At 74.3% G+C, this 21,265-nt stretch carries 19 protein-coding genes and 1 pseudogene; 8 read left to right on the plus strand and 12 right to left on the minus strand.

Annotated elements, in window-relative coordinates; all coding sequences use genetic code 11:
- Positions 1–142 precede the first annotated feature (142 nt).
- On the minus strand, positions 143–409 hold the full coding sequence (locus ACWDYF_RS16410; protein ID WP_026252965.1) for a hypothetical protein: 267 nt from the start codon (positions 407–409) through the stop codon (positions 143–145).
- 355 nt (positions 410–764) lie between these two features.
- The gene (locus ACWDYF_RS16415; RefSeq protein WP_026252966.1) at positions 765–1,571 is read right to left on the minus strand and encodes an SGNH/GDSL hydrolase family protein; all 807 of its coding nucleotides are present in this window, start codon (positions 1,569–1,571) and stop codon (positions 765–767) included.
- Between the two features lie 339 nt (positions 1,572–1,910).
- On the opposite strand from ACWDYF_RS16415, the gene ACWDYF_RS16420 reads away from it, so the two are divergent.
- Both ACWDYF_RS16420 and ACWDYF_RS16425 read left to right on the plus strand, forming a co-directional pair.
- Complete coding sequence (locus ACWDYF_RS16420; protein ID WP_018570423.1) at positions 1,911–3,005, plus strand: DUF5925 domain-containing protein; 1,095 nt, start codon at positions 1,911–1,913, stop codon at positions 3,003–3,005.
- Between the two features lie 78 nt (positions 3,006–3,083).
- Positions 3,084–3,863 carry a DUF72 domain-containing protein gene (locus ACWDYF_RS16425; protein WP_389464000.1) on the plus strand — a complete coding sequence of 260 codons (780 nt, stop codon included), beginning with the start codon at positions 3,084–3,086 and terminating at the stop codon, positions 3,861–3,863.
- A 21-nt stretch (positions 3,864–3,884) separates the two neighbouring features.
- Here ACWDYF_RS16425 and ACWDYF_RS16430 read toward each other — a convergent pair whose 3' ends face one another.
- On the minus strand, positions 3,885–4,253 hold the full coding sequence (locus ACWDYF_RS16430) for a GntR family transcriptional regulator (protein WP_064531993.1): 369 nt from the start codon (positions 4,251–4,253) through the stop codon (positions 3,885–3,887).
- 97 nt (positions 4,254–4,350) lie between these two features.
- On the opposite strand from ACWDYF_RS16430, the gene ACWDYF_RS16435 reads away from it, so the two are divergent.
- Positions 4,351–5,280 (plus strand): GNAT family N-acetyltransferase, encoded by a 930-nt coding sequence (locus ACWDYF_RS16435; RefSeq protein WP_389463999.1) that lies wholly within the window; start codon positions 4,351–4,353, stop codon positions 5,278–5,280.
- Positions 5,261–5,764 carry a DUF402 domain-containing protein gene (locus ACWDYF_RS16440; RefSeq protein WP_389463997.1) on the plus strand — a complete coding sequence of 168 codons (504 nt, stop codon included), beginning with the start codon at positions 5,261–5,263 and terminating at the stop codon, positions 5,762–5,764. The genes ACWDYF_RS16435 and ACWDYF_RS16440 overlap by 20 nt, the downstream gene beginning before the upstream one ends.
- Positions 5,765–5,865: 101 nt before the next feature.
- Here ACWDYF_RS16440 and ACWDYF_RS16445 read toward each other — a convergent pair whose 3' ends face one another.
- Positions 5,866–6,510 carry a class I SAM-dependent methyltransferase gene (locus ACWDYF_RS16445; RefSeq protein ID WP_381741420.1) on the minus strand — a complete coding sequence of 215 codons (645 nt, stop codon included), beginning with the start codon at positions 6,508–6,510 and terminating at the stop codon, positions 5,866–5,868.
- A 140-nt stretch (positions 6,511–6,650) separates the two neighbouring features.
- Between ACWDYF_RS16445 and ACWDYF_RS16450 the strand changes: the two genes are divergently transcribed.
- Positions 6,651–6,785, plus strand: coding sequence for a hypothetical protein (locus ACWDYF_RS16450; protein WP_018570429.1), 135 nt, complete (start codon positions 6,651–6,653; stop codon positions 6,783–6,785).
- Positions 6,786–7,059: 274 nt separating this feature from the next.
- Entirely contained in the window at positions 7,060–8,139 is a 1,080-nt protein-coding gene (locus tag ACWDYF_RS16455; protein ID WP_389463995.1) for a lytic polysaccharide monooxygenase auxiliary activity family 9 protein, read from the plus strand.
- A gap of 79 nt (positions 8,140–8,218) precedes the next feature.
- On the opposite strand, the gene ACWDYF_RS16460 is transcribed toward ACWDYF_RS16455, so the two are convergent.
- Together ACWDYF_RS16460 and ACWDYF_RS16465 are read right to left on the minus strand one after the other, a co-directional pair.
- Positions 8,219–9,079, minus strand: a complete 861-nt coding sequence (locus tag ACWDYF_RS16460; protein ID WP_389463993.1) for an esterase/lipase family protein — start codon at positions 9,077–9,079, stop codon at positions 8,219–8,221.
- 186 nt (positions 9,080–9,265) lie between these two features.
- On the minus strand, positions 9,266–9,712 hold the full coding sequence (locus ACWDYF_RS16465) for a MarR family winged helix-turn-helix transcriptional regulator (protein WP_381741415.1): 447 nt from the start codon (positions 9,710–9,712) through the stop codon (positions 9,266–9,268).
- A 235-nt stretch (positions 9,713–9,947) separates the two neighbouring features.
- Between ACWDYF_RS16465 and ACWDYF_RS16470 the strand changes: the two genes are divergently transcribed.
- Positions 9,948–10,322, plus strand: a complete 375-nt coding sequence (locus ACWDYF_RS16470; protein ID WP_018570433.1) for a cupin domain-containing protein — start codon at positions 9,948–9,950, stop codon at positions 10,320–10,322.
- Positions 10,323–10,379: 57 nt separating this feature from the next.
- On the opposite strand, the gene ACWDYF_RS16475 is transcribed toward ACWDYF_RS16470, so the two are convergent.
- Together ACWDYF_RS16475 and ACWDYF_RS16480 are read right to left on the minus strand one after the other, a co-directional pair.
- Entirely contained in the window at positions 10,380–11,354 is a 975-nt protein-coding gene (locus ACWDYF_RS16475) for a DNA polymerase Y family protein (RefSeq protein ID WP_389463992.1), read from the minus strand.
- Positions 11,351–15,046, minus strand: a complete 3,696-nt coding sequence (locus ACWDYF_RS16480; RefSeq protein ID WP_389463990.1) for a DNA polymerase III subunit alpha — start codon at positions 15,044–15,046, stop codon at positions 11,351–11,353. The genes ACWDYF_RS16475 and ACWDYF_RS16480 overlap by 4 nt, the downstream gene beginning before the upstream one ends.
- A 155-nt stretch (positions 15,047–15,201) precedes the next feature.
- Here ACWDYF_RS16480 and ACWDYF_RS16485 point away from each other — a divergent pair.
- Positions 15,202–16,224 (plus strand): annotated as a pseudogene (locus ACWDYF_RS16485) (DUF3533 domain-containing protein); the annotation flags it as partial.
- A gap of 388 nt (positions 16,225–16,612) precedes the next feature.
- Here the strand turns inward: ACWDYF_RS16485 and ACWDYF_RS16490 are convergent.
- The 4 genes from ACWDYF_RS16490 to ACWDYF_RS16505 all read right to left on the minus strand — a co-directional run bounded on the left by ACWDYF_RS16490 (position 16,613) and on the right by ACWDYF_RS16505 (position 21,212).
- A complete protein-coding gene (locus ACWDYF_RS16490; RefSeq protein ID WP_381741410.1) occupies positions 16,613–17,695 on the minus strand; it encodes a S1 family peptidase in 1,083 nt (360 codons plus the stop codon).
- A gap of 444 nt (positions 17,696–18,139) precedes the next feature.
- Positions 18,140–19,042, minus strand: coding sequence for a S1 family peptidase (locus ACWDYF_RS16495; protein ID WP_018570438.1), 903 nt, complete (start codon positions 19,040–19,042; stop codon positions 18,140–18,142).
- A gap of 246 nt (positions 19,043–19,288) precedes the next feature.
- Positions 19,289–20,068, minus strand: coding sequence for a DUF1684 domain-containing protein (locus ACWDYF_RS16500; RefSeq protein ID WP_389463988.1), 780 nt, complete (start codon positions 20,066–20,068; stop codon positions 19,289–19,291).
- A 382-nt stretch (positions 20,069–20,450) separates the two neighbouring features.
- Positions 20,451–21,212, minus strand: coding sequence for an amino acid ABC transporter ATP-binding protein (locus tag ACWDYF_RS16505; protein WP_018570440.1), 762 nt, complete (start codon positions 21,210–21,212; stop codon positions 20,451–20,453).
- Positions 21,213–21,265: the final 53 nt, after the last annotated feature.

A 21,265-nucleotide genomic window follows, 5' to 3' on the forward strand; every position in this document is an offset into this window, starting at 1 on the left:
TGCGGGCGGCGAGCGCGCGGCGCCGTACGAAGGCGGTGAGGCGGTCTGCTGGGGACCCGGACGCCGGCCCTGAGGGGGTCCGGGCCCGGGAACGTCGGCGGCGCCCTCCGGTGGTGCCGGAGAGGCCGCGGACGGGGTGTCGCTAGTGCCCGCCGAACAGCGTGCGGCGCAGTCGGCGCAGGGGCGCGAACAGCGACACCCGGCGCATCCGTGCACCCCTGCCGGTGCGGTCGTGCGCGGCACGCGCGGTCAGCTCACGCATCAGCAGCGTCGCCTCGGCGGCCTCCCGCTGCGGGACGGCGGGTCCGCCGAGCACCGCGAGATGGCGGTCGAGGCGCGAGCTGGTCGCGCTGCTTCCGCAGGTGATCGCAGGGACCCTGGCCCTGCTGCGCACTGTTATCTGCTCCATGTCACTCCCCACCCGTACGAGTCCACCCGACCCCGGGCAGGGTAACCCTATCGCCCCGCGCGGGCACCCGTGTATCTCGGTCGCAGGATTCACCTTCTGCGTAAGGGTGTTGACGACTACTCTCCGAATCCGACCGGTTCCACGGCGAGTTGGACAACCGGCAGGCAGCGGGGCCGGGGCGGTCGCGGCCCCCGTCACGCCGTCACGGCGCGTGAGCGGGCGGCGGCGGAGGGACCAGTACCGCTCAAGGGCGTGTCATCAGGCGACCGGTGCCCGCCTCCGGAGGGGGGAGGCGGGCACCGGGTACCGGCGGCGCGGGACGTGGGCGATCTCACGTGCCCGGCCCCGGCGGGGTTCAGGCGGCGCTGTTCAGCACCGGCAGGTAGCCGCCGGAGTGGCCGGAGGCCGTCGGGTGGTAGGAGTCACCGATGTCGAGCCAGTCGACGCTGTGCAGCCAGGAGTTGCCGGAGCAGATCTCGTGGCCGCTGAAGGTGGTGCGGACGTCGCCGAAGACGAAGCCGTGGTTGGCCGCGGCCTTGGCGATGACGGTGTCGATGCGGTCGGCGGCGTCGTTGATGGCCGAGCGCTTGGTCTCCGAGAGGCCGAGGCAGGTCTGGCCGAGCTTGTAGAAGCGGGGGTAGCCGATGACGACGACCCGCGCGGAGGGCGCCTTGCCGCGGATCACCGAGTAGAGGTTGTCGAGCTTGCCGGGCAGCGTCGAGTCGACGTAGGCCCTGGCGGTCGCGATGCGGGACAGGCAGTTGCTGTCCGACTGGAGCACACAGGTCGTCATGACGTCGGAGAACCCGGCGTCGTTGCCCCCGATGCTGATCGACACCAGGGACGTGCCGGAGTTGAGCGGGGCGAGCTGATTGGCGAGGACGTCGTCCGTCCGGGCGCCCGAGCAGGCGGTGAAGGAGAACGAGGACGGGTGGTTCGCGGCGTTCCACAGATAGGGGTACGCCTTGGTGCTGCGGTCGCAGTCACCGCTGGAGCTGATGTAACTGCCGGCGCCCACTCCGGAGGAGTAGGAGTCGCCGAGGGCCACATAGCCGCCGGTCGCGGCCGATGGGGCGGCCTGCGCCGCGGCCGTCCCGGTGAGGACGAGACCTACGGTCAGCAGAACTGAGCCGACGTACGCGGCAATTCGGGAACGTCTCATGGAACCTCCCTCTAGCAGCTTCGCTATCGGATCTGTGGTAGCAGCTACGCGCGTCAACTGGAAGTGTTCATGCCAAAGAAAGGGTGAACTCACAAGGAATCAAGGGGAGTAGGGGTCGGTACGGGCCCCGCGCCATGACCCGAACGGACCTGTCGGTACGGCCGGATGACAACCCGTTCGGGTGGTTCGTCGTGTTGACGGCTCTTCGTGCGCCCGTACGGCGGTTCCTGACGCCGCGACACGGGATTCCGGCGCGTCCGGACCCGGACGGCGGCCGACACGCCCGGCACGGCCGGGAAACGGGGTGCGCGGGGCGGTCCGGTGGCAGATCATGGCCGCATGCCTGCGAACCCGCACGACGCGCTGCCGATCCGGCTCAACGTCGACGACTCCGACTCGCCGTCCGACGTCGTCGACGCGCTGTTCCTCGGCCGCTTCGCGACGGGCGAGCAGCCGTACTCGCACGCGGTCAACATCGACCGGGTCCGCTCCGGCGCCACGCTGCTGCCGGACGGCGCCCGGGTGCTGCGCGTGGCCCGCGACGACGACCGCAGCGCGACCCTCGCCGAGGGCGACGGCTGGACCCTGCTGGTCTCCCGCTGGAACCGGGGGGCGGACGTCACGGTCACCGCGACCGACGCCGAACTGGCCCAGCGGATCCTCGGCCAGGCCACGGACGGCGCCGCGGACGAGCCCGAACCCCAGCCGGAGAACGTGACGATGGGGTTCTGGTACGTCTCCCCGCGGCGCGGCCCGCACCGCACCACCCGGCAGATCTCCGCGGGCACCTGGGACGAGGTCCGGGCCAACTACACGGCGCCGGTCGCGGACGCGATGGACCGCCTGATGAAGACCACCCCCCAGGACATCGCGGGCCGCCTCCTGCTGCTGCACGGCCCGCCGGGCACCGGCAAGACCTCCGCGCTGCGCACCCTGGCCCGCTCCTGGCGGGACTGGTGCCAGGTGGACTGCGTCCTCGACCCCGAGCGCCTCTTCTCCGACGTCGGCTATCTGATGGACATCGCCATCGGCGAGGAGGACGCGGCGGGCAAGGGCCGCTGGCGGCTGCTCCTGCTGGAGGACTGCGACGAACTGATCCGCGGCGAGGCCAAGCACACCGCGGGCCAGGCGCTCTCACGGCTGCTCAACCTCACCGACGGACTGCTCGGCCAGGGCCGCAACGTGCTGGTCGGGGTGACGACCAACGAGGACCTGGAGCGGCTGCACCCCGCCGTGGTCCGGCCGGGCCGCTGCCTGGCCCGTATCGAGGTGGGCCGGCTGACCCGCCGGGAGGCCGTGGACTGGCTGGGCACCGAGGAGGGCGTGGGCCGCGAGGGAGCGACCCTGGCCGAGCTGTACGCGCTGCGCCGGGGCACCTCCCCCACCGCGCTCCCGGAGCCCCGCGAGGGCGCCGACGCGGGCCTGTACCTGTGACGTGTGCCCGGTGACGTGTGCCCGGTGCCTGGTGCCCGGTGAGGGGACAGCGGGGCGCCCCGGTGGTCTGATGGGACCATGACCCTGTTCGTCGGGACGTCGGGGTGGCAGTACAAGGACTGGCGGGGCGTGCTGTACCCGCCCCGGTGCCCGGTGCGGCGCTGGCTGGAGGAGTACGCGGCGGCGTTCGCCACGGTGGAGGTCGACAACACCTTCTACCGGCTGCCGTCCCCGGAGACCTTCGCGGCCTGGCGGGAGCGCGTCCCGCCGGACTTCGTCGTCGCGGTCAAGGCGAGCCGCTTCCTCACCCACGTCCGACGCCTCAAGGACCCCGCGGAACCGGTGCACCGCCTGATGGCGCACGCCGCGGGCCTCGGCGACCGGCTCGGACCCGTGCTGCTCCAGCTCCCGCCCACGCTGCGCGCCGACGCCGGGCTGCTCGACGCCTGTCTGTCCTGCTTCCCGCCCGGCACCCGGGTCGCGGTGGAGCCGCGCCACGCGTCGTGGTGGACACCGGCGGTGCGCGCCGTGCTGGAGGCGCGGGGCGCCGCCCTGTGCTGGGCCGATGTCCGCGGCCGCCCGGTGACGCCGCTGCGGCCGACGGCCGGCTGGGGCTACGTCCGCTTCCACGAGGGCCGCGCGCACGACCGGCCGCGCTACGGCCGCAGGTCCCTGCGCACCTGGGTGGACCGCGTCGCCACGGCCTGGCCGGGCGGCACGGACACGGACGTGTACGCCTACTTCAACAACGACCCGGGCGGGGCGGCGGTGCGGGACGCGGTGGAGTTCGCCCGCGCGGCACGGCACGCGGGCCTGGAGGTGACCCGCACCCCCGGCCGGCTGTCCGTACGCCCCTGACGCGCTCGCCCCCCCGACGCGCTACGCCTCGTACGCCGCCCGCAGGGCGTCCCGGACGGCCGCGAGCGCCGCGTCCTCGTCCAGGCCGAGCCGCCGTACGCGCTCCGCGTAGCCCTGCGCGGCGCTCGCCGCCTCCCGGTCGGCGGCGGAGCCCGCGGCGGCCACGAAGGTGCCGTTGCGGCCCCGGGTCTCGATCACCCCGTCCGTCTCCAGCGCCCGGTACGCCTTGGCCACGGTGTTCGCCGCGAGCCCGAGGGACTCGGCCAGCGCCCGCACCGTGGGCAGCCGGTGGCCGACCGGCAGCGCGCCCGACCGGGCCTGCTCGGAGATCTGGGCCCGCACCTGCTCGTAGGGAGGCGCGCCGTCATGGATGCGGATCTTCAGGGTCACGGGCCGATTGTCGCGCACCCGCGCGCCCCGGGCGGGTCGTCCGGCGGGCGGAAAATGGGAGGCGGGTGTGCGGGGGCGGCCCGTAGCGTGCGCCTGCATGACCGTGATCGTCCGCGAAATGCGCTCCGACGTGCCCGCAGACCTCGCAGGGTTCGCCCGGGTGCGCCGTCGCGCGCTGCCGTTCGTGCTGTTCACCCCCGAATCCCTCGCCCACACCGCCACCCGGATGCACCCCGGCGCCCACTACCGGCCGCTGGTCGCCGAGGCCGACGGCGAGGTGATCGGCACGGCGCAGGTGCTCCTGTCCCACGACAGCCCGGTGCCCGGACAGGGCAACGTCAACGTGTACGTGGACCCGGCGCACACCGGACGCGGCGCGGGCGCGCTGCTGGTGCGCACCGCCGAGGAGCACCTGGCCGCCCGCGGCGCGGTGCGGCTGCTCTCCTGGGTGCTGGACACGCCGGACAACCGCGCCTTCGCCGAGCGGCGCGGCTACCGCGGCAGCCGCTCCGCGTACTTCCTGCGCCTGGACCTGGCGGCCGGTCGGCTCCCGCCGCTCCAGGACCCGCCGCCCGGTGTGGAGCTGCGCCGGGGATCCGACTACGCCGCCGACCCGCGCCCGCTGTTCGAGCTGGACGCGGAGACGGCCGCGGACGAACCGGGTGACGTGGCCTCGGACCTGACCGACTACGCGGCCTGGCTGGAGGAGACCTGGCACAACCCGCTGCTGAGCCACGACCTGACGTCCGTCGCGGTGGTCGACGGCCGGCCCGCCGCCTTCACCCTCGCCCACACGGACGGCGCCACCCGCTACAGCACGGGGATGACCGGCACCGCCGAGGCGTTCCGCGGCCGGGGCCTGGCGAAGCTCGCCAAGAACGACTCGCTGCACCGCGCCCGCGCGGCCGGCGTCCGGGAGGCGTTCACCGGCAACGACACCGGCAACGACCCGATGATCGCCGTCAACCGGTGGTTCGGCTACGAGGTGTGCGCCACGGAGGTGCGGTATGTCCGCGAACTCGGCTGACACGCCCGGCACTCCGGTGGACGTCGTCCTCGTCAAGGGCGGCCGGACGAAGATCCGCTACCGGAGCGCGCTGGTGCGCGACGACGGCGTGCGCGTGGTGGTGCGGGCGCCCTGGGCGGCCGAGGGCGTACGGGACTTCGGCTTCGTGCGGTTCGAACCGGGCGACGTGTTCACCGAGCACTACTGGCGCGACCGGTGGTACGCGGTCAAGGAGGTCCACGACGGCGGCGGGCGGCTCAAGGGCTGGTACTGCGACATCACCCGCCCGGCCGTGCTCACCGGCGGTGAGCTGGTCGTGGAGGACCTGGACCTGGATCTGTGGCGTTCGGCGGACGGCACGGACGTACTGCGCCTGGACGAGGACGAGTTCGCCGCGAGCGGGCTGGCGGAGCGCGACCCGGCGGCGGCCGGCGCCGCCGTGGCCGCCCTCGACGAACTGGAGCGGCTGGCCCGCGCGGACGGCTTCGCGGCACTGCTGGACTGAGCCGCCGGACGGGGGGGACGCGCCCGGTCGTCCAGCCGTCGCGCCACGGCCCGTCCGTCCCGTCGGCCCGGCGCGCCCACCCGCCCCCGGCCCTCCACCGGTCACACCGACGCCACCACCGCGTACCGCTCGTCGGTGACGTCCTTGCCCCACAGCCGGGCGTCACCCGAGAGCTGTTCGACGCGGGTGTGCCGCACGAGAGGCGTGAGGAGAGTGAGAAGCCGCTCGTTGGGTATGCCGACGGGCGTGACCGTGCCCCAGACGCCCTCGACCAGGACCAGCCGTCCTGCGGGCTCCAGCAACTCCCGCCAGCGCCGCAGCGCGCGGGCGGGATCCGGCAGCGCCCACAGCACATGGCGGACCAGGACGGCGTCGAAACGGCGCCCGTCCACCGGCGGGTCCGCCGCGTCACCGGTCAGGAACTCCGCGGCGCGGCCGGCGTCGGCGAGCTTCGCGCGGGCCCGCTCCACCATCGCCGGGGAGCTGTCCACGCCGGTCACCCGGTGCCCCTGCCCGGCCGCGAGGAGCGACAGGCTGCCGGTGCCGCAGCCGAGGTCGAGGAGCGCGGCGGGCCGCTCCGGCAGCCAGTCGCGCAGCCGCTCCGCCCAGGCGGCGCGGACCCGCGGATCGCGCAGCCCGTGATCCGGCTCGTCGTCGAAGACGGCCGCCTGCGCGTCCCAGTCCACCGCCGCTCCAGCGGCGCCCCGGGCCGTGGCGTCACGATCGGTCGTCGGGTGTGCACTCATGCGCCCCAGAGTGACACCCGCCACTGACAACCGGATCGTGACAGCCGCCACAGACAGACCCGCACCGATGAGGAACTCTCGCCCGAAAGGTCTACCTCCGTACGAACACGGAACCCGGTAGACCGTCGAAGGAGGCAGCGATGCGCCGTACGACAGTGCAGAAGCCCCTGAGGAAGACGGACAGCCGGCGGGTCCGCGAGGAGATCGACGAGCGTCCCGCCGGACGGCCCGAGGTCCGCAAGGACATCGCACGCACCTGGTGGCCGGAGGGGTGACCGGCGGCGCGCACCGCACTCCGCGCGCCGGGACCTGTCCCGCGCGCCGCCACGTACGCCTTCCGCACACGCCTTCCGCACACCGTGTGTACGCCGCGCACGCCCTCTGTCTGAGCGCAGTCTCAGCGCTTCCTTAACGCGAGCATAAGGATCCCCTCGTACCGCCCTGATCGGGCGTTCTCCCCGTTCCTCGGGGCTAGTTTCTGACGCACCCCACGGGGTCCGCCCCGGTGCCGGCACCCGTCAGAAACGACCCGTCGCGAGGAGTTCCCCCATGCCCGCTCGTCCACGCCGCCAGGCCGCCGCGCTCTCCGTCCTGGCGCTGGCGCCGCTCGCCCTGACCGCGCTCGCCGCCGCGCCCGCGTCCGCGCACGGCACCATGGGCGGCCCGGTCAGCCGGGTCTTCCAGTGCTACGCCGAGAACCCGGAGAACCCGACGTCGGCGGCGTGCCGGGCGGCGGTCGCGGCCGGCGGCCCCCAGGCCCTGTACGACTGGAACGGCATCCGGATCGGCGACGTGAACGGCCGCCACCAGGAGCGGATCCCGGACGGCAGGCTGTGCAGCGCGAACGACCCGGAGTTCAAGGGCCTCGACCTGCCCCGCGCGGACTGGCCCGCGACGGCCGTGAAGAGCGGCCCGTACACCTTCAAGTACCGTGTGACCGCCCAGCACAAGGGCACGTTCACCGTGTATCTCACCAAGCCCGGCTACAACCCGGCCGAGCCGCTGGCCTGGTCCGCTCTGGATCTCGCGCACCCGGTGGCCGCGGTCACCGACCCGGTGGCCTCGGGCGGCTTCTACACGTTCTCGGGCACGCTCCCCCAGCGCACCGGCAAGCAACTGCTGTACGCGGTCTGGCAGCGCTCGGACAGCCCCGAGGCGTTCTACTCCTGCTCGGACGTCACCTTCGGCGGTACGGCGAGCGGCAACGGCGGCGGGAGCGCGGGCGGCGCCGCCGCCGGTGGCGGCGGCGCCAAGAACTCCTCCCCCGCGCCCTCGGCCTCCGCGCCGACCGAGCGGCAGATCCAGGCCGGGGCCGGCCGGTCCACCGTCGAGCACCACGGCCACGGGGACGCCGACGCCCGGACGACGACGGACCCGGCACCCGCGGCCCCGGCCCAGAACGGGAACGGGAACAGGAACGGGAACGGCACCACGGGTACCGGCACCGGCACGGACGCGGCGGCGGGCAGCTCCGTGGCGGCCGACGGGGCGCGGACCGCGGATCTCGCCGAGACCGGCGGGTCCGGCAGCACCCCGTACATCGCGATGGGCGGCGCGGCGGCCCTGGCGGCGGGTTCGGCGGCGCTGTTCCTCTCGGTCAGGCGGCGGGCGGCCCGCTCCGGCCGCTGAGGCGGCCCATGGACACGGGGTCCGTCCGGCGGCTCAGGCCGGACGGACCCCGGACCGCGCCCGGTGGCGCTCCCCCGGGTCAGCTGAACACGGAGGCGCAGGTGGTGGCGGTGGCGTGGGCCGGGTCGAGCGCGTTGGCCACCTCGTGGAAGGCGATGCGGTCGACGGTGCCGATGGCGACGTGCTCGGAGAGGTCGAGCGGGCACAGGTCCTGGAGCAGCACGTTACGGACGTCGGAACCGCTCAGGTACTGGGTCCGCCAGGGCGTGGCCACCTCGTCGTACTGGGTGGCGATAACCGTGTAGTGCACGCCGGGCACGGTGTCCCCGCCCTCGTTGAGCCTGGTGACGAAGGGGGACCCGGCGATCTGGTCGGCGAGGCCGGGGGTGGCGGCGGAGATCAGATCCTTCGCGCCCGGGAAGTACGGCAGCAGGTTGGTCAGACCGCTGAGGGTGGTGCCGTGACTGTCGGGGGCGATGCCGACGAGGGCGTTCACCTTGGCGGCGCCGCCGAGGAACTTCAGGTAGTAGCGGGGCATCATGCCGCCCTGCGAGTGGCCGACGAGGTCGGCCTTGGCCGCTCCGGTGGCGGCGAGCACCTTGTCGACGTAGGCGGACAGCTGCCCGGCCGACCGGTCGATGGGACCGAGGCCGTTGAAGACCGGGACGCCCGGCAGTTGGCCGTAATCGAGCGAGAAGACGCAGTACCCGCGGGCCGTCAGATAGGGCGCGAGACCGAGCCAGTTGTCGACGGAGTTGCCGAAGGTGCCGTGGACGAGGACGACGGGGCGGGGGTGGGCCGCGGACGGCTTGCAGCTGTAGTCGTTCCAGCCCGAGCTGGGGGCGGCGGAGGCGTGGGCCGCGGCGGTCGGGACGAGAGCGACGGCGGCGGCCAGGAACAGGGCGGCCAGGTGTCTGCGGGCGCGCTGGAAGGGCAGCATCGTGTGATCTCCTTGCGGCTCAAGGGAGGTGCGACGGCACTGCGCCCTGTGATCCGGATCACCAGGATGCTGTTCACTCGTCAAGTTACGGACGAGTAGTCGAAGTGTGAAGTTACGCGTCAGTAAAAACTCGCGAGTCCACTCTCCGCCTCAACTCGCTTGCGAGCGGGACGACATGACGAAGCATCACCAAGACGGACGGATCGGCCCGGACGGCGCGATCCGCGCCAGCCGCTCCCCCAGCGCGTCCACCTCGCCCTCGCCGAGCACCGCGATCCACCCCCGCACCGCCTCCGCGGCCGACTCCTCCGCCGCGCGGGTGCAGGCCAGCCCCCGCGCGGTCAGCACGATCAGCCGGGCCCGCGCGTCGGCGGGATGGGGCCGCCGCTCCGCGTACCCCTTGCGCACGATCTCGTCGACGAGCTGACTGGCCGCCTGCTTGGTGACCCCGAGATGGGCGGCCAGCTCGGTCACGGTCGCCCCGCCCGGCGCCAGCCGCGCGAACGCGAAACCGTGCGCGGGCCGCAGCCCCTCGAACCCGCGGGCGGCGACGCCGTCGTGGATGCGCTGGGTCAGCCGGCCGGCGACGGCGAGCAGGGCGGCGGAGAGGGCCATGGCCTCGGAGCTGTGCACGGGGACATTGAAGCACCGTGGCCATGGTCAAGGCGCCTGACCACCCGGTCAGGCGCCTTGACCATGTGATCAGGCGGCTTGACCATCTGCTTGGACAAGTAGCTTGACTATATGGTCAAGTGGCTTGACCATAGAACCCGGCCACCCGGCCCGAGCCCCGAACCCGGGCCACCCCAAGCCCCGGGCCACCCCAGGCCACCCCGCCAAGCGGTTCACCCACCCCGAAGGAGACCCCATGCCCGTCGTCCGCCCCTCCGAAGCCACGACCCACGAGATCCACGGCGCCCGTTTCGTCTCGTACGCCACCCCGCGCACCGGCGCCGGGGAACTGTGCGCCTGGCGCGGCGAGATCCCCGCCGGGACCAGGGCGCCCGCCCACACCGTCGACCGCGAGGAGATCCTCCATCTGCTCGACGGCGAACTCCTGGTCACGCTCGACGACCGCACCGAGCGCGTCACCGCGGGCGACACGGTGATCGTCAACGCCGGGGCGACCTTCACCGTGGAGAACCCCACGGACCGCACCGCGGTCTCCTGGGTCACCACGTCCGTCGGTCTGACGGCCCGCCTCGCGGACGGCACCGTCCTCACCCCGCCGTGGGCCAACTAGACCGGACAGACCGGCCGCCGGAGGGGCTGGGACCCCGGCAGCCGGGAGGCCGCTCGTTCAGGCGGCCAGGGTCCCCGGGATCACCGCGCGCGGCCCGAACCGGGCCCGCGCGCGGTCCGCGACCTCCTCGACGCGGCGGACCTTCTCGTCCACGGGATCGAAGGTGAGCTGGTGAGAGGCGTGTTCGGCGCCGCCGAGCCCCTCGGCGCGCAGGACGAGCGCGCGGACCCGGGCGCGCTGGAGCCCCAGGGCCTCGTACAGGGCGTACGCGGTCCCGGTCAGCGCCGCCGAGTGGGCGGTCGGTTCGGCGAGCGTGCGGCCGCGGACGGTGGCCGACCGGTCGGCGTAGCGCACGGTGAGGGTCAGGGCGCGGCAGACCTTGCCGAGGGCGCGCAGCCGCGCGCCCAGTTCCCCGGCCGCCGACAGCAGCGCCGCGCGGTGCCGGCCGGGGTCCAGTTCGTCGCGGTCGAAGGGGCGTTCGGCGAGCAGGGACCGCTCGACGGCGCCCGGGACGACCCGGCCGCGGTCGACGCCGTTCGCCCGGTCGCGCAGTTCGCGGCCCGCCTTCGCGCCGATCAGGCGCTGGAGGGTCGGCAGGGGCGCGGCGGCGACCAGGCCCAGGGTGTCCAGGCCGTACTCACCCAGGGTGCGGGCCGTCGCCCGGCCCGCGCCGGGCAGCGCGGTGACGGGCCGGTGGGCGAGGAACTCCGCGGCGGCGGCCGGTTCGGCGGGCGCGGCGCAGGGCGCCCCGGGCCGGGCGTCCCCCAGTGCCACGCGGGCCAGCATCGGGCCCGGCCCGGCGCCGATCACGCAGTCGACGCCGAACCGCGCGAGCGCGCGGACCCGGATCACCGCCGCGAGTGCGACCGCGTCGCGCCCGAAGTACCGTTCGGCGCCCCGCAGATCGGCCAGCGCGCCGTCCGGCGGCAGCGCCTCGACCACGGGGGTGAACTCCTCCAGCAGCCCGAGCAGTCCGGGCAGGGCCGCCTCGTACATCGGCGGCAGCTGGAAACGTACGCAGAGAATGGTCATCCCGCGCTCCCTGGACTCTGGTGCCACAACTTCCTTCCGTACGCGGGCCCTTCTCCCGCCGGGCGCAGATCCGCCCATGGATGCATCTCGTAGCCGGTGGGCATGCGGATACGGCGCCCGCGCGCGGCCTCCATCGGGTCCTGGGCGGCGGAACCGGCGGGCGCGGGCCGCCCGTCCGAACCGGCGAGCCGGGCCCGCCGCCCGCCACCGCGGCCCTCACGCTCCCCGCGGTCACCGCCGTCGCCTCCCCCGGATCCGTCGTCCGGACCGTCCCCGCCCGCGGCCCCCTCCGGTGGTCCGCCGGGGCGGGCCAGGCGGGCCGCCACCTCCTCCAGGCCGCCCTCGGCGCGCAGTTCGGCCAGTTCGGCGAGGTTCCAGGCGGCGGCGCCCACCACGCTGAGGCTGCGCGGGCCGCGCCGCTGCACCACTCCGCGCACCAGCAGCAGCCAGGAGTGGAAGACGGTGTGCGCGCAGGCGTCGTGGGAGTCGTCGAAGAAGGCGAGGTCGACCAGGCCGGTGCCGTCGTCGAGGGTGGTGAAGATGACCCGTCTGCCGGACCGGACCGGCGGGGTCTGGGTGGCCGCCTTGGCGCCCGCGACCAGCACCGTCTCCCCGTGCCGGGCCGTACGCAACCGGCGCGCGGAGACCACGCCCAGTTCGTCGAGGAACGCCCGGTGGTCGTCCATCAGATTGCGGGAGGCGTCCATGGACAGCACGCCCAGTTCGGCGCTGAGCCTCTCGGCGTCGGACAGGTCGGGCAGCCCGGCGGCGGCCGTGTCCTTCCCTCCGGCCAGGGGGAGCTGGCCGCCGCCCGCGCCCCGGGCGCCCCGGTGCAGCTCGGTCAGGTGCAGTTGCAGGTCACGGCGGTTGGCGCCGAACGCGTCCAGCGCGCCCACCTGGGCGAGCCGTCCGGCGACCGGGCGGCTCGGGCGGGCCCGTTCCCAGAAGTCGAGCAGCGAGGCGTACGGCTGTCCGTCCGCGATCCGCGCCGCCTCGGCCCCGCTGATGCCGAGCACGTCGGAGAGGGCCAGCCGCAGCCCCCACGTACCGGATCCTTCAGTTCTTTCAGCTGCTTTGCCCCCCTTCATGTCAGACACCAGTTCGATACGGTGGGCGACTCCCGACCGGTTCACGTCCAGCGGCAGGACCGGCACCCCGCGCCGCCGCGCGTCCGCCAGCAGCAGCCGCTTCGGGTACATGCCGGGGTCGTGGGTGAGCAGCCCGGCGTAGAAGGCGGCCGGATGGTGGGCCTTCAGCCACGCCGACTGATAGGTGGGCACGGCGAAGGCCACCGCGTGCGCCTTGCAGAAGCCGTACGAACCGAACGCCTCGACGATCTCCCAGGTGCGCTGAATCGTTTCTGCGCTGTATCCCCGCGCCGCCGCGTGCTGGGCGAACCACACCATGATCCGCCCCTGCGACTCCGGGTCGGACAGCCCGCGCCGCACCCGGTCCGCCTCGTCGCGCCCGCAGCCGGTCATGAGGTGCACGATGTGGATGATCTGCTCGTGGAAGACGACGACGCCGTACGTCTCCGCCAGCGGTCCGGCCAGGTCCGGGTGCGGATAGCGCACCGGCGCCCGGCCGTGCCGGGCCTCGATGAACGGCCGCACCATGTCGGCGGCGACCGGGCCGGGCCGGAAGAGGGAGATGTCGACCACGAGATCGTGGAAGTCGGCGGGCTGGAGCCGGCCGACCAGGTCGCGCTGGCCCGGGGACTCGATCTGGAAGCAGCCGAGGGTCTCGGCGGAGCGGATGAGCCGGTACGTCGCCGGATCGCCCGGCGGCACGGCGTCCAGGTCGATCCGCTCCCCCGTCGTCCGCTCCACCTCGGCGAGAGCGTGCGCCATCGCCGACTGCATCCGCACGCCCAGCACATCCAGCTTGAGCAGCCCGAGGTCCTCCACGTCCTCCTTGTCGAACTGGGACATGGGCAGCCCCTCGCCGCTGGTGGGCACGACCGGTGTCCGGGCGAGCAGGGAGGCGTCGGACAGCAGGACCCCGCAGGGGTGCATGGCGACCCCGCGCGGCAGCGCGTCCAGCGCCTCGACCAGCTCCCACAGCCTGCCGTACCGCTCCTTCCGGCCCGCCAGCGCCCGCAGTTCGGGCAGTTCCTCCAGGGCCGCGCGGGCGTCGCGGGCGCGGATGTGCGGGAAGGACTTGGCGACCCGGTCGATCTCGGCGGGGTCCATGGACAGGGCCGCGCCCACGTCGCGGACCGCGTGGCGCACCCGGTACGTCTCCGGCATGGCGACCGTCGCCACCCGCTCCGCGCCGAACCGGCCGATGATCTTCCGGTAGACCTCGAGACGGCGCGCGGACTCCACGTCGATGTCGATGTCGGGCAGCACGAACCGCCGCCGGGACAGGAAGCGCTCCATCAGCAGCCCGTGCTCGACCGGGTCGGCGTGGGCGATGCCGAGGAGGTGGTTGACGAGGGAGCCCGCCCCGGAGCCGCGCGCGGCGACCCGAATGCCCATCTCCCGTACGTCGTCCACCACCTGGGCGACGGTGAGGAAGTAGGAGGCGTAGCCGTGGTACGCGATGACGTCCAGTTCCTCATGCATCCGCTCCCAGTACGCGCGCCGTCCGGCGTAGCCGCGCCGCACCATGCCCGCCGCCGCCCGGGAGGCCAGCGCGCGCCGGGCGGTGCGGCGCCCGGCGCCGACGAGGTGCGGCTCGGGGAAGTGGACCGCGCCCATGCCGAGGTCGTCCTCCGGGTCGACCAGGCACTCGGCGGCCGTCGCCCGGGTCTGCTCCAGCAGCCGGTGGGCGGTGTCGCGCCGGAATCCGGCGGCCTCCACGATCCGCTCGGCCGCCTCCAGCATGGCGCCGGGTCCCTTCAGCCAGCCCTCGCCGGAGTCCCGTTCCCCGGTGGCGCCGAGGGGGACCAGGCGGCGGGCGGCGTCCAGGACGTCGGCGACCGGGCCCTGGCCCGGGTCGGCGTAGCGGGCGGCGTTGCTGAGCACGGGCCGGACCCGCTGCTCGGCGGCGAGGCCGACGGTCCGGGCGGCCAGCCGCAGGGAGCCGGGGCCGGTGCCCGTGCGGCCGTGCCAGACGGCCTCCAGGCGCAGGGCGTCGCCGTAGACCTCGCGCCAGGGGACCAGGAGCCGCGCGGCCCGGTCGGGGCGTCCGGCGGCCAGCGCCCGGCCGACGTCGGAACCGGGGCCGAGCAGCACGGTCAGACCGTCGCCGTGGTTGCCGGACCAGGGCAGCAGGGGGGTGTCCGAGGGCGCGGCGTGGGCGGCGGTGACCAGTCGGCACAGGTCGGCCCAGCCGCGGGCGCCGTCCCGGGCGAGGAAGGTGACCCGCGGAGTCGACTCGTCGACGAAGGCACCGCCGCGCACCGGGGTCCGGCGCCGCTCCGGCCGCGGTCCCCCGCCGCGCCACCCCGGACCGCCCTGCCCCGCGGACCCGCCACTCCGCACGGATCCGCCGTGCCGTACGGACCCGTCATGCCGTACGGACGCGTCGGGACCGGCCACCGCCAGTTCCGCGCCGAACAGCGGGCGGACGCCCGCCGCCGCACAGGCCTTGGCGAAGCGGACCGTACCGGCGAGGGTGTCGCGGTCGGTGAGGGCGAGGGCGTCCATGCCCCGCTCGGCGGCGCGCTCGGCCAGCCGCTCCGGGTGCGAGGCGCCGTAGCGCAGGGAGAACCCGGAGACGGTGTGCAGATGCGTGAAACCCGGCATCCGCACCTCCCGCGGTCGTGGGCCCGTACACCCAGGCTTTCGAACATCAGTTCACTACTCGCCCTCCACCATAAACCAATTCCCGAACATCTGTGCGACGCCCGTTCGGGCGCCTCCCACCTGCGCGAACACCCGCCGGACCGCAGCGTGAGACCATGACCCACCCGCACGCCCGCCGGCCCCGCCACTCCTTCGTCCAGGAGGTCAAGGACGCCGTCACCCCGCGGGCCACGCTGCTCGTGGTCGGGGTGCTGGCGCTCCAGCTGCTGTTCATCGCCTCCTACGTGGGCGCGCTGCACCACCCGAAGCCCAAGGACGTGCCCTTCGCCGTCGCGGCGCCCGCGGCGGTGGCCGGGCAGACGGTCGCCAGGCTGCGGCAGCTGCCCGGCTCGCCCCTGGACCCGCGCGCGGTGGCCGACGAGGCGGCGGCCCGCCGGCAGATCCTGGACCGGGACGTCGACGGCGCCCTGGTCGTCCCCCCGGGCGGCACCACCGACACCCTGCTGGTCGCCACCGGCGGCGGCACCATCCTCGCCACCAGCCTGGAGCGGATCGTCGGGCCCGTGGAGCAGGCCCAGCACCGGACGGTGCGGACGGTGGACGTGGCACCGGCCTCCACCGGCGACTTCAACGGCCTGTCCTCCTTCTACCTGGTCGTGGGCTGGTGCGTCGGCGGCTATCTGTGCGCCTCGATCCTCGCGATCAGCACCGGGGCGCGCCCCGCCAACCTGCGGCGCGCGGCGATCCGGCTGGGCGCCATGGCCTTCGTCGCGGCCGTCGGCGGGCTCGGCGGCGCGGTCATCGTGGGGCCGGTCCTGGGCGCGCTGCCCGGCGGTGTCGCGGCCCTGTGGGGCCTGGGGGCGCTGATCACCTTCGCCGTGGGCGCCGCCACCCTCGCCCTCCAGGGGATCTTCGGCGTCATCGGCATCGGTCTGGCCATCCTGCTGGTGGTGATCGCGGGCAACCCGAGCGCGGGCGGCGCCTTCCCGCTGCCGCTGCTGCCCCCGTTCTGGAAGACGATCGGGCCCGCGCTGCCGCCGGGCGCGGGGACCTGGGCGGCCCGCTCGATCGCGTACTTCCGGAGCAACGCCCTGACCGGCGCGCTGCTGGTGCTGGGGGCGTGGGCGGCGGCGGGGGTGGTGGTCACCCTGCTGGCCTCGGGGCAGCGGCGCGGGCGCGGCGGCGGCGCCGTCGGAGCGGCGTGGAAGGACTCCCCTGACCCGGTGGCCGGGACGGCCGCGAGCGCCGCCGCCGGAGCGGCCAGCGCCGGGGCGGCCGGGCACGGCGGCTCCGCACAGGCGGGCGGTGCCTCACCCGCCGCCTCCTCCGCACCCGCACGGCCCGTGAACGACACCTTCACCGATCCGGGCCCCGCCGCCTCCGGTCCGGGCCCCGGCACCGGCCCCCGTACGGACGCCACCGCCCCGGACCGTGCCCCCGACGCTGCCCCCGGCGCGGACCCGGACACCGGCGCGGACCCGGGCGCGGACACGTAGGAGCCCCGCCCTCTCGCGCGCGAGGACGGGGCTCCGCCGGATCCCGTGGGGGGGATGGGGTGGGGTGAGGTCAGCCGATCTGGGCGCCGGTCGCCGACAGCGCCTCGGTGACCGGCTGGAAGAAGGTCTCGCCGCCGGAGGAGCAGTCACCGCTGCCGCCGGAGGTCAGACCGAGCGCGGTGTCGCCGTCGAACAGCGAACCGCCGCTGTCACCGGGCTCGGCGCACACATCGGTCTGGATGAGGCCGCTGACGGTGCCCTCGGAGTAGTTCACCGTGGCGTCCAGACCGGTGACCGTGCCGGTGTGGACGTGGGTCGTCGAACCGCTGCGGGTCACCTGCTCGCCGACGGTCGCCTCGCCCGCCTTGGTGATCGGCTGCGTGGACCCGTCGTAGAGGTCGACCGCGCTGGGGTGGTCGACCGAGGCCGTGTACTTCACCAGGCCGAAGTCGTTCCCGGGGAAGCTGGAGCGCTCGTTGCTGCCGATCACGGTGCCGTCGGCGTCCGACCAGGTGGAGATGGCCTCGGTGCAGTGGCCCGCGGTGAGGAAGTACGGCTGCCCGTCCTTGACCACGTTGAACCCGAGCGAACAGCGCCCGCCCGACCCGGTGATGGCGTCACCGCCCGCGACGTAGGGCTTGAACTCCCCCTTCGACCGCTTGAGTTCGGCCTTGTCGCCCAGCCCCGCGACGACCTTGGAGAGCTGCGCCCAGGCGGCCGGGGAGACCGTTCTGTCGGCGGTGACCGCGACCTTGCCGCTGACGGGGTCGGTCGACCACGAGGTGCCCGGTACGGCCGCCCGCTTCGCCAGCGTCGTACGGGCGCCGTCCAGTTCGGCGAGGGTGTGCGCGACGACTCTGGCCCTGGCCCCCGCCCGCTCGACGGTCCGCGCCGCGGCCTTGTCGAGCACGTTGACCACGAGGTGACCGGAGCGGGCGTCGTAGTACGCGCCCGCCGTGCGGTCGGTTCCGAGGTCCTTGACCAGGGTCGAGGCGAGTTTTCCGGCCGTGGGGGCCGACAGCGTGCGGGCCGTGGGGGCGGCGTCCGGCTCACTGGCGTTCGCACTCTGGAAAGTGACTCCGGCGACGACGAGCGCGGCGATGCCCGCGGTCGCCATGGTCGCCCGGCGCGCGGGTATGCGTCGATGCTTCAACTGACGTCCTCCTGTGGGGGGATCGGCCCGCGAGGTTGTGGGGACCTCAGCGGGCCGGAAGGCGGTTGAACGGCGCCTACTATTCCGAGGCCCGCAGGGAGCACACAAGGTCGAGTTCTGGACGCGCGTACGCCAACCGGCGTACGCCCCTTGCGGCTTGAGCACCCGAGGTCGGGACGCTCCCGTTCACTCTGCAAACACTACGAGCGAGTAACCTGTCGGCGCTCTGTGAGGTCTACTCCTGTCCGGATCTCGCCCTTGCCGCGCCGGAACCGGAACCCGTGCGACCGGGGCCGCGCGACCGGACCCCGGGCGCACGGACCGGCCGGGCGGCGCGCCCCGGACGAACGGCGGCCCCCGCACGCGGGTTCGCGTGCGGGGGCCGCCTGTTCCGGCCGGTGGGGGACGGCCGGGACCGTCCGGAAGGGACGGCGGGGAGTGGGGTCAGTACACGTGGACCCCGTAGGCGCTCAGCGCCTCGGTGACCGGCTGGAAGAAGGTCGTACCGCCGGAGGAGCAGTCGCCGCTGCCGCCGGAGGTCAGACCGTAGGCCGTGCTGCCGCCGTACAACGGGCCGCCGGAGTCGCCGGGTTCGGCGCAGACCGTGGTCTGGATCAGACCGGAGACGATGTCCCCGCCGCCGTAGTTGACCTGCGCGTTGAGCGCGGTGACCCGGCCGCTGTGCGTGCCGGTCGTGGAGCCGCGGCGGTACACGGTGGTCCCCACGGAGGGCGTGGCGGCGCTCGTGATGTCCTGGCTGCCCACGGCGCCCGACTTGGTCACCGAGCTGTTGGTGTAGCGCACGATGCCGTAGTCGTTGCCGGGGAAGGAGGACCCGGCGGTGGTGCCGAGGGTGGTCGAGTGCGAGGAGTCCGACCACCAGGTGCCCGCGCCGTCGGTGCAGTGACCTGCGGTCAGGAAGTAGTAGTTCCCGCTCGCGTCCTGGACGTTGAAGCCCAGCGAGCAGCGCCAGCCGCTGGCGTAGATGGCGTCGCCGCCGGAGATCAGCTTCCTGAACCTGCCCGGGGTGTGCTTGATGGTCAGGGCCCCCGAGTCGGCCCCGGCCCGCTGTTTGATCCTGTTGATGTCGGCCTGGGAGACCGTGCTGTCGGCGGTGACGACGACCCGGTTGGTCGTGCTGTCGACGGCCCAGGCGGTGCCCGGGACGTCGGCCTTGAGCACCGAGTCGCTCACACCGGTGAGCTGTGCGGCGCTGAAGGTGTTGGTGTCGGACGCGTTCGCGCTGGGGACCGCGAACGCGGCGGCGGCCACGAGTCCGGCGGCTACGGCCACCAGCCGGGTCTGTCTCGTGACGACGGTGCGGGGGGAAGTGCGCTTGATCCTCACTTTTCGTTCCTCCACAAAGGAAGTCGGGGGCCCGCGTGGGGTCGGGGCCCGTGAGGCGCAGAGCCGGGGGCGGTGGTCCGGGGTTCCAGATACGTTGTGCCCCTGACAAGCGCTGTGGGGGAGTATTCGGCCGAACGGCCGGTCGGCACAAGAGTGCCTTTCGGCCGTGCGACTGTGTGCGATTCGAGTGGACCGTGTGCGGTCCGGGTGGATTGACGGCAGGTCAGCCGCCAGGGCGCCGGGGCCTCAGAGCAGGGTGCGCTCCCCCGCGGGTATCGCGAGGTCCAGCGTGTTGCCCGGCGGCGGGAACGGGCAGATGAAGTGGTCGGCGAACGCGCACGGCGGCAGCTCGGCGCGGTTGAGGTCGACCGTGGTGCGTCCCTCCGCGTCCGGGGCCTGCGGGTACAGGAAACGGAAGCGGAAGCTGCTGTCCCCGCTGGTGGCGTCGGCGAACACCGCCCACAGTCCGCCGTCCGGCCGCCGGGCGGCCTGGAGCGTCAGCTCCCGCCCCTCCAGGGTGAACGCCAGCTCCCCGGCGAGGGCGAGGCCGCGCTCGCGCCCGTCCGCGTTCGGCACGCGGACGGTACGGCTCTCCTCGTACGGGGTGAAACGCCCCGGCACCGACCAGCGCGGGTCGTGGGCGGTGGCCGCGATGCCCCGGAACGCCCGCCGGGCCGCGGAGTCCGGGTCGTAGTCCCGTACCCCCCAGGCGCCTTCGCGGACGAGCACGACCAGCCGGCGCTCCCCCCGCGCCACCCGCGCGTCCGCCGGCGCCGCGGTGTCGGCGCCGAGCCGCACCCGCCCGGCCAGGGGCCGCCCGTCGACGGTCAGTCCGTCCGCCTCGACGGCGTCGAGCACGACCGCGTCGCCGTCGGCCGCCCAGCGCCCGGGGACGCCCGGGAGCAGACCGCCCGGGTGGTCCTCCAGCCAGTGCGTGCCGGTCAGCGCGAGCGGCCCGTAGGGTGCCGACACCGATTCGGTGCGGTCCTCGTGCCACTGCTTCCAGCGGTCGGATGCGTCCGTCATGTGATCAACCCTTCCATGTGCGGCCGTGCGGCCAAACCGAGGTGCGGGCGCCGTGCGGCGGCCCGCTCCCGTGTGCGGTACGCGCTCCCGGGCCGGGGCGGGACGGGAGCGCGCGAGGTGTTCTGCCCTACGGACACGAGGAGTTGGCGCGGGGCTTTTGGGTTCCCGGCGCCGCCGGGGCCGATGCCCGTGCCGCCTCCGGTGCCGGACTCGGCACGGGGGCGGACACGGGTACGGACACGAGCGCGGGCGCACCCCGGGCGCCCGCCCGCGCCCCCGGAGCCCGCGTCCCGCGCCCGAATCCCCCGCCCGGACGACGACCGGATGGCCCAGCTCCCCCGGCCGTGCGCCGCGGCGGTCGCGGCCGGGGTCCGGCGCCGGGTCACAGCACCTTGGACAGGAACGCCCGTGTCCGTTCGTGCCGCGGCCGGTCGAGGACCTCGGCGGGCGGCCCCTGCTCGACGATCCGCCCGTCGTCCATGAACACCACCGTGTCGGCGACCTCGCGCGCGAAGCCGATCTCATGGGTGACGACGATCATGGTGGTGCCCTGCCGGGCCAGGTCCTTGATGACGTCGAGGACCTCGCCGACCAGTTCCGGGTCGAGCGCGGAGGTGGGCTCGTCGAAGAGCAGCAGCCGGGGTTCCAGGGCCAGCGCGCGGGCGATGGCCACGCGCTGCTGCTGGCCGCCGGAGAGCCGGCCGGGGTACGCGTCCGCCTTGTCGGCCAGGCCCACCCGCTCCAGCAGCCGCAGCGCGGCGGCCACGGCGTCCGCGCGGGGCCGCTTCAGCGCGGCGACCGGCGCCTCGACGATGTTCTCCAGCACCGTCAGATGCGGGAAGAGATGGAAGTTCTGGAAGACGAAACCGATCCGGGTGCGCTGCCGGAGCACCTCGCGCTCGGGCAGTTCGTGCAGCGTGTCGCCGGAGCGCCGGTAGCCGACGAGGGTGCCGTCGACGCTGATCGCGCCCCGGTCCACCTTCTCCAGGTGGTTGATGGTGCGCAGCAGCGTCGACTTGCCCGAGCCGGAGGGGCCGAGGATCACGGTGACCTGGCCGGTGTCCACCTCCAGGTCGATGCCCTTGAGCACCTCCAGCGAGCCGAAGCTCTTGTGGACGGACCTGATGTCGACCATGACGCTCATCGGGGGTTCCTTCGGTGCGGTGGGACGGGACGGGACGAGAGGGGCGTGCGGCG

The organism is Streptomyces sp. NPDC003284, from assembly GCF_053589675.1.

Excerpts from the sequence above, each read along its gene's own strand:
- ACWDYF_RS16410 (WP_026252965.1), bottom strand. The coding sequence starts at position 409 with ATGGAGCAGATAACAGTGCGCAGCAGGGCCAGGGTCCCTGCGATCACC.
- ACWDYF_RS16415 (WP_026252966.1), bottom strand. The coding sequence starts at position 1,571 with ATGAGACGTTCCCGAATTGCCGCGTACGTCGGCTCAGTTCTGCTGACC.
- ACWDYF_RS16420 (WP_018570423.1), top strand. The coding sequence starts at position 1,911 with ATGCCTGCGAACCCGCACGACGCGCTGCCGATCCGGCTCAACGTCGAC.
- ACWDYF_RS16425 (WP_389464000.1), top strand. The coding sequence starts at position 3,084 with ATGACCCTGTTCGTCGGGACGTCGGGGTGGCAGTACAAGGACTGGCGG.
- ACWDYF_RS16435 (WP_389463999.1), top strand. The coding sequence starts at position 4,351 with ATGACCGTGATCGTCCGCGAAATGCGCTCCGACGTGCCCGCAGACCTC.
- ACWDYF_RS16440 (WP_389463997.1), top strand. The coding sequence starts at position 5,261 with ATGTCCGCGAACTCGGCTGACACGCCCGGCACTCCGGTGGACGTCGTC.
- ACWDYF_RS16445 (WP_381741420.1), bottom strand. The coding sequence starts at position 6,510 with ATGAGTGCACACCCGACGACCGATCGTGACGCCACGGCCCGGGGCGCC.
- ACWDYF_RS16450 (WP_018570429.1), top strand. The coding sequence starts at position 6,651 with ATGCGCCGTACGACAGTGCAGAAGCCCCTGAGGAAGACGGACAGCCGG.
- ACWDYF_RS16455 (WP_389463995.1), top strand. The coding sequence starts at position 7,060 with ATGCCCGCTCGTCCACGCCGCCAGGCCGCCGCGCTCTCCGTCCTGGCG.
- ACWDYF_RS16460 (WP_389463993.1), bottom strand. The coding sequence starts at position 9,079 with ATGCTGCCCTTCCAGCGCGCCCGCAGACACCTGGCCGCCCTGTTCCTG.
- ACWDYF_RS16470 (WP_018570433.1), top strand. The coding sequence starts at position 9,948 with ATGCCCGTCGTCCGCCCCTCCGAAGCCACGACCCACGAGATCCACGGC.
- ACWDYF_RS16475 (WP_389463992.1), bottom strand. The coding sequence starts at position 11,354 with ATGACCATTCTCTGCGTACGTTTCCAGCTGCCGCCGATGTACGAGGCG.
- ACWDYF_RS16480 (WP_389463990.1), bottom strand. The coding sequence starts at position 15,046 with ATGCCGGGTTTCACGCATCTGCACACCGTCTCCGGGTTCTCCCTGCGC.
- ACWDYF_RS16500 (WP_389463988.1), bottom strand. The coding sequence starts at position 20,068 with ATGACGGACGCATCCGACCGCTGGAAGCAGTGGCACGAGGACCGCACC.
- ACWDYF_RS16505 (WP_018570440.1), bottom strand. The coding sequence starts at position 21,212 with ATGAGCGTCATGGTCGACATCAGGTCCGTCCACAAGAGCTTCGGCTCG.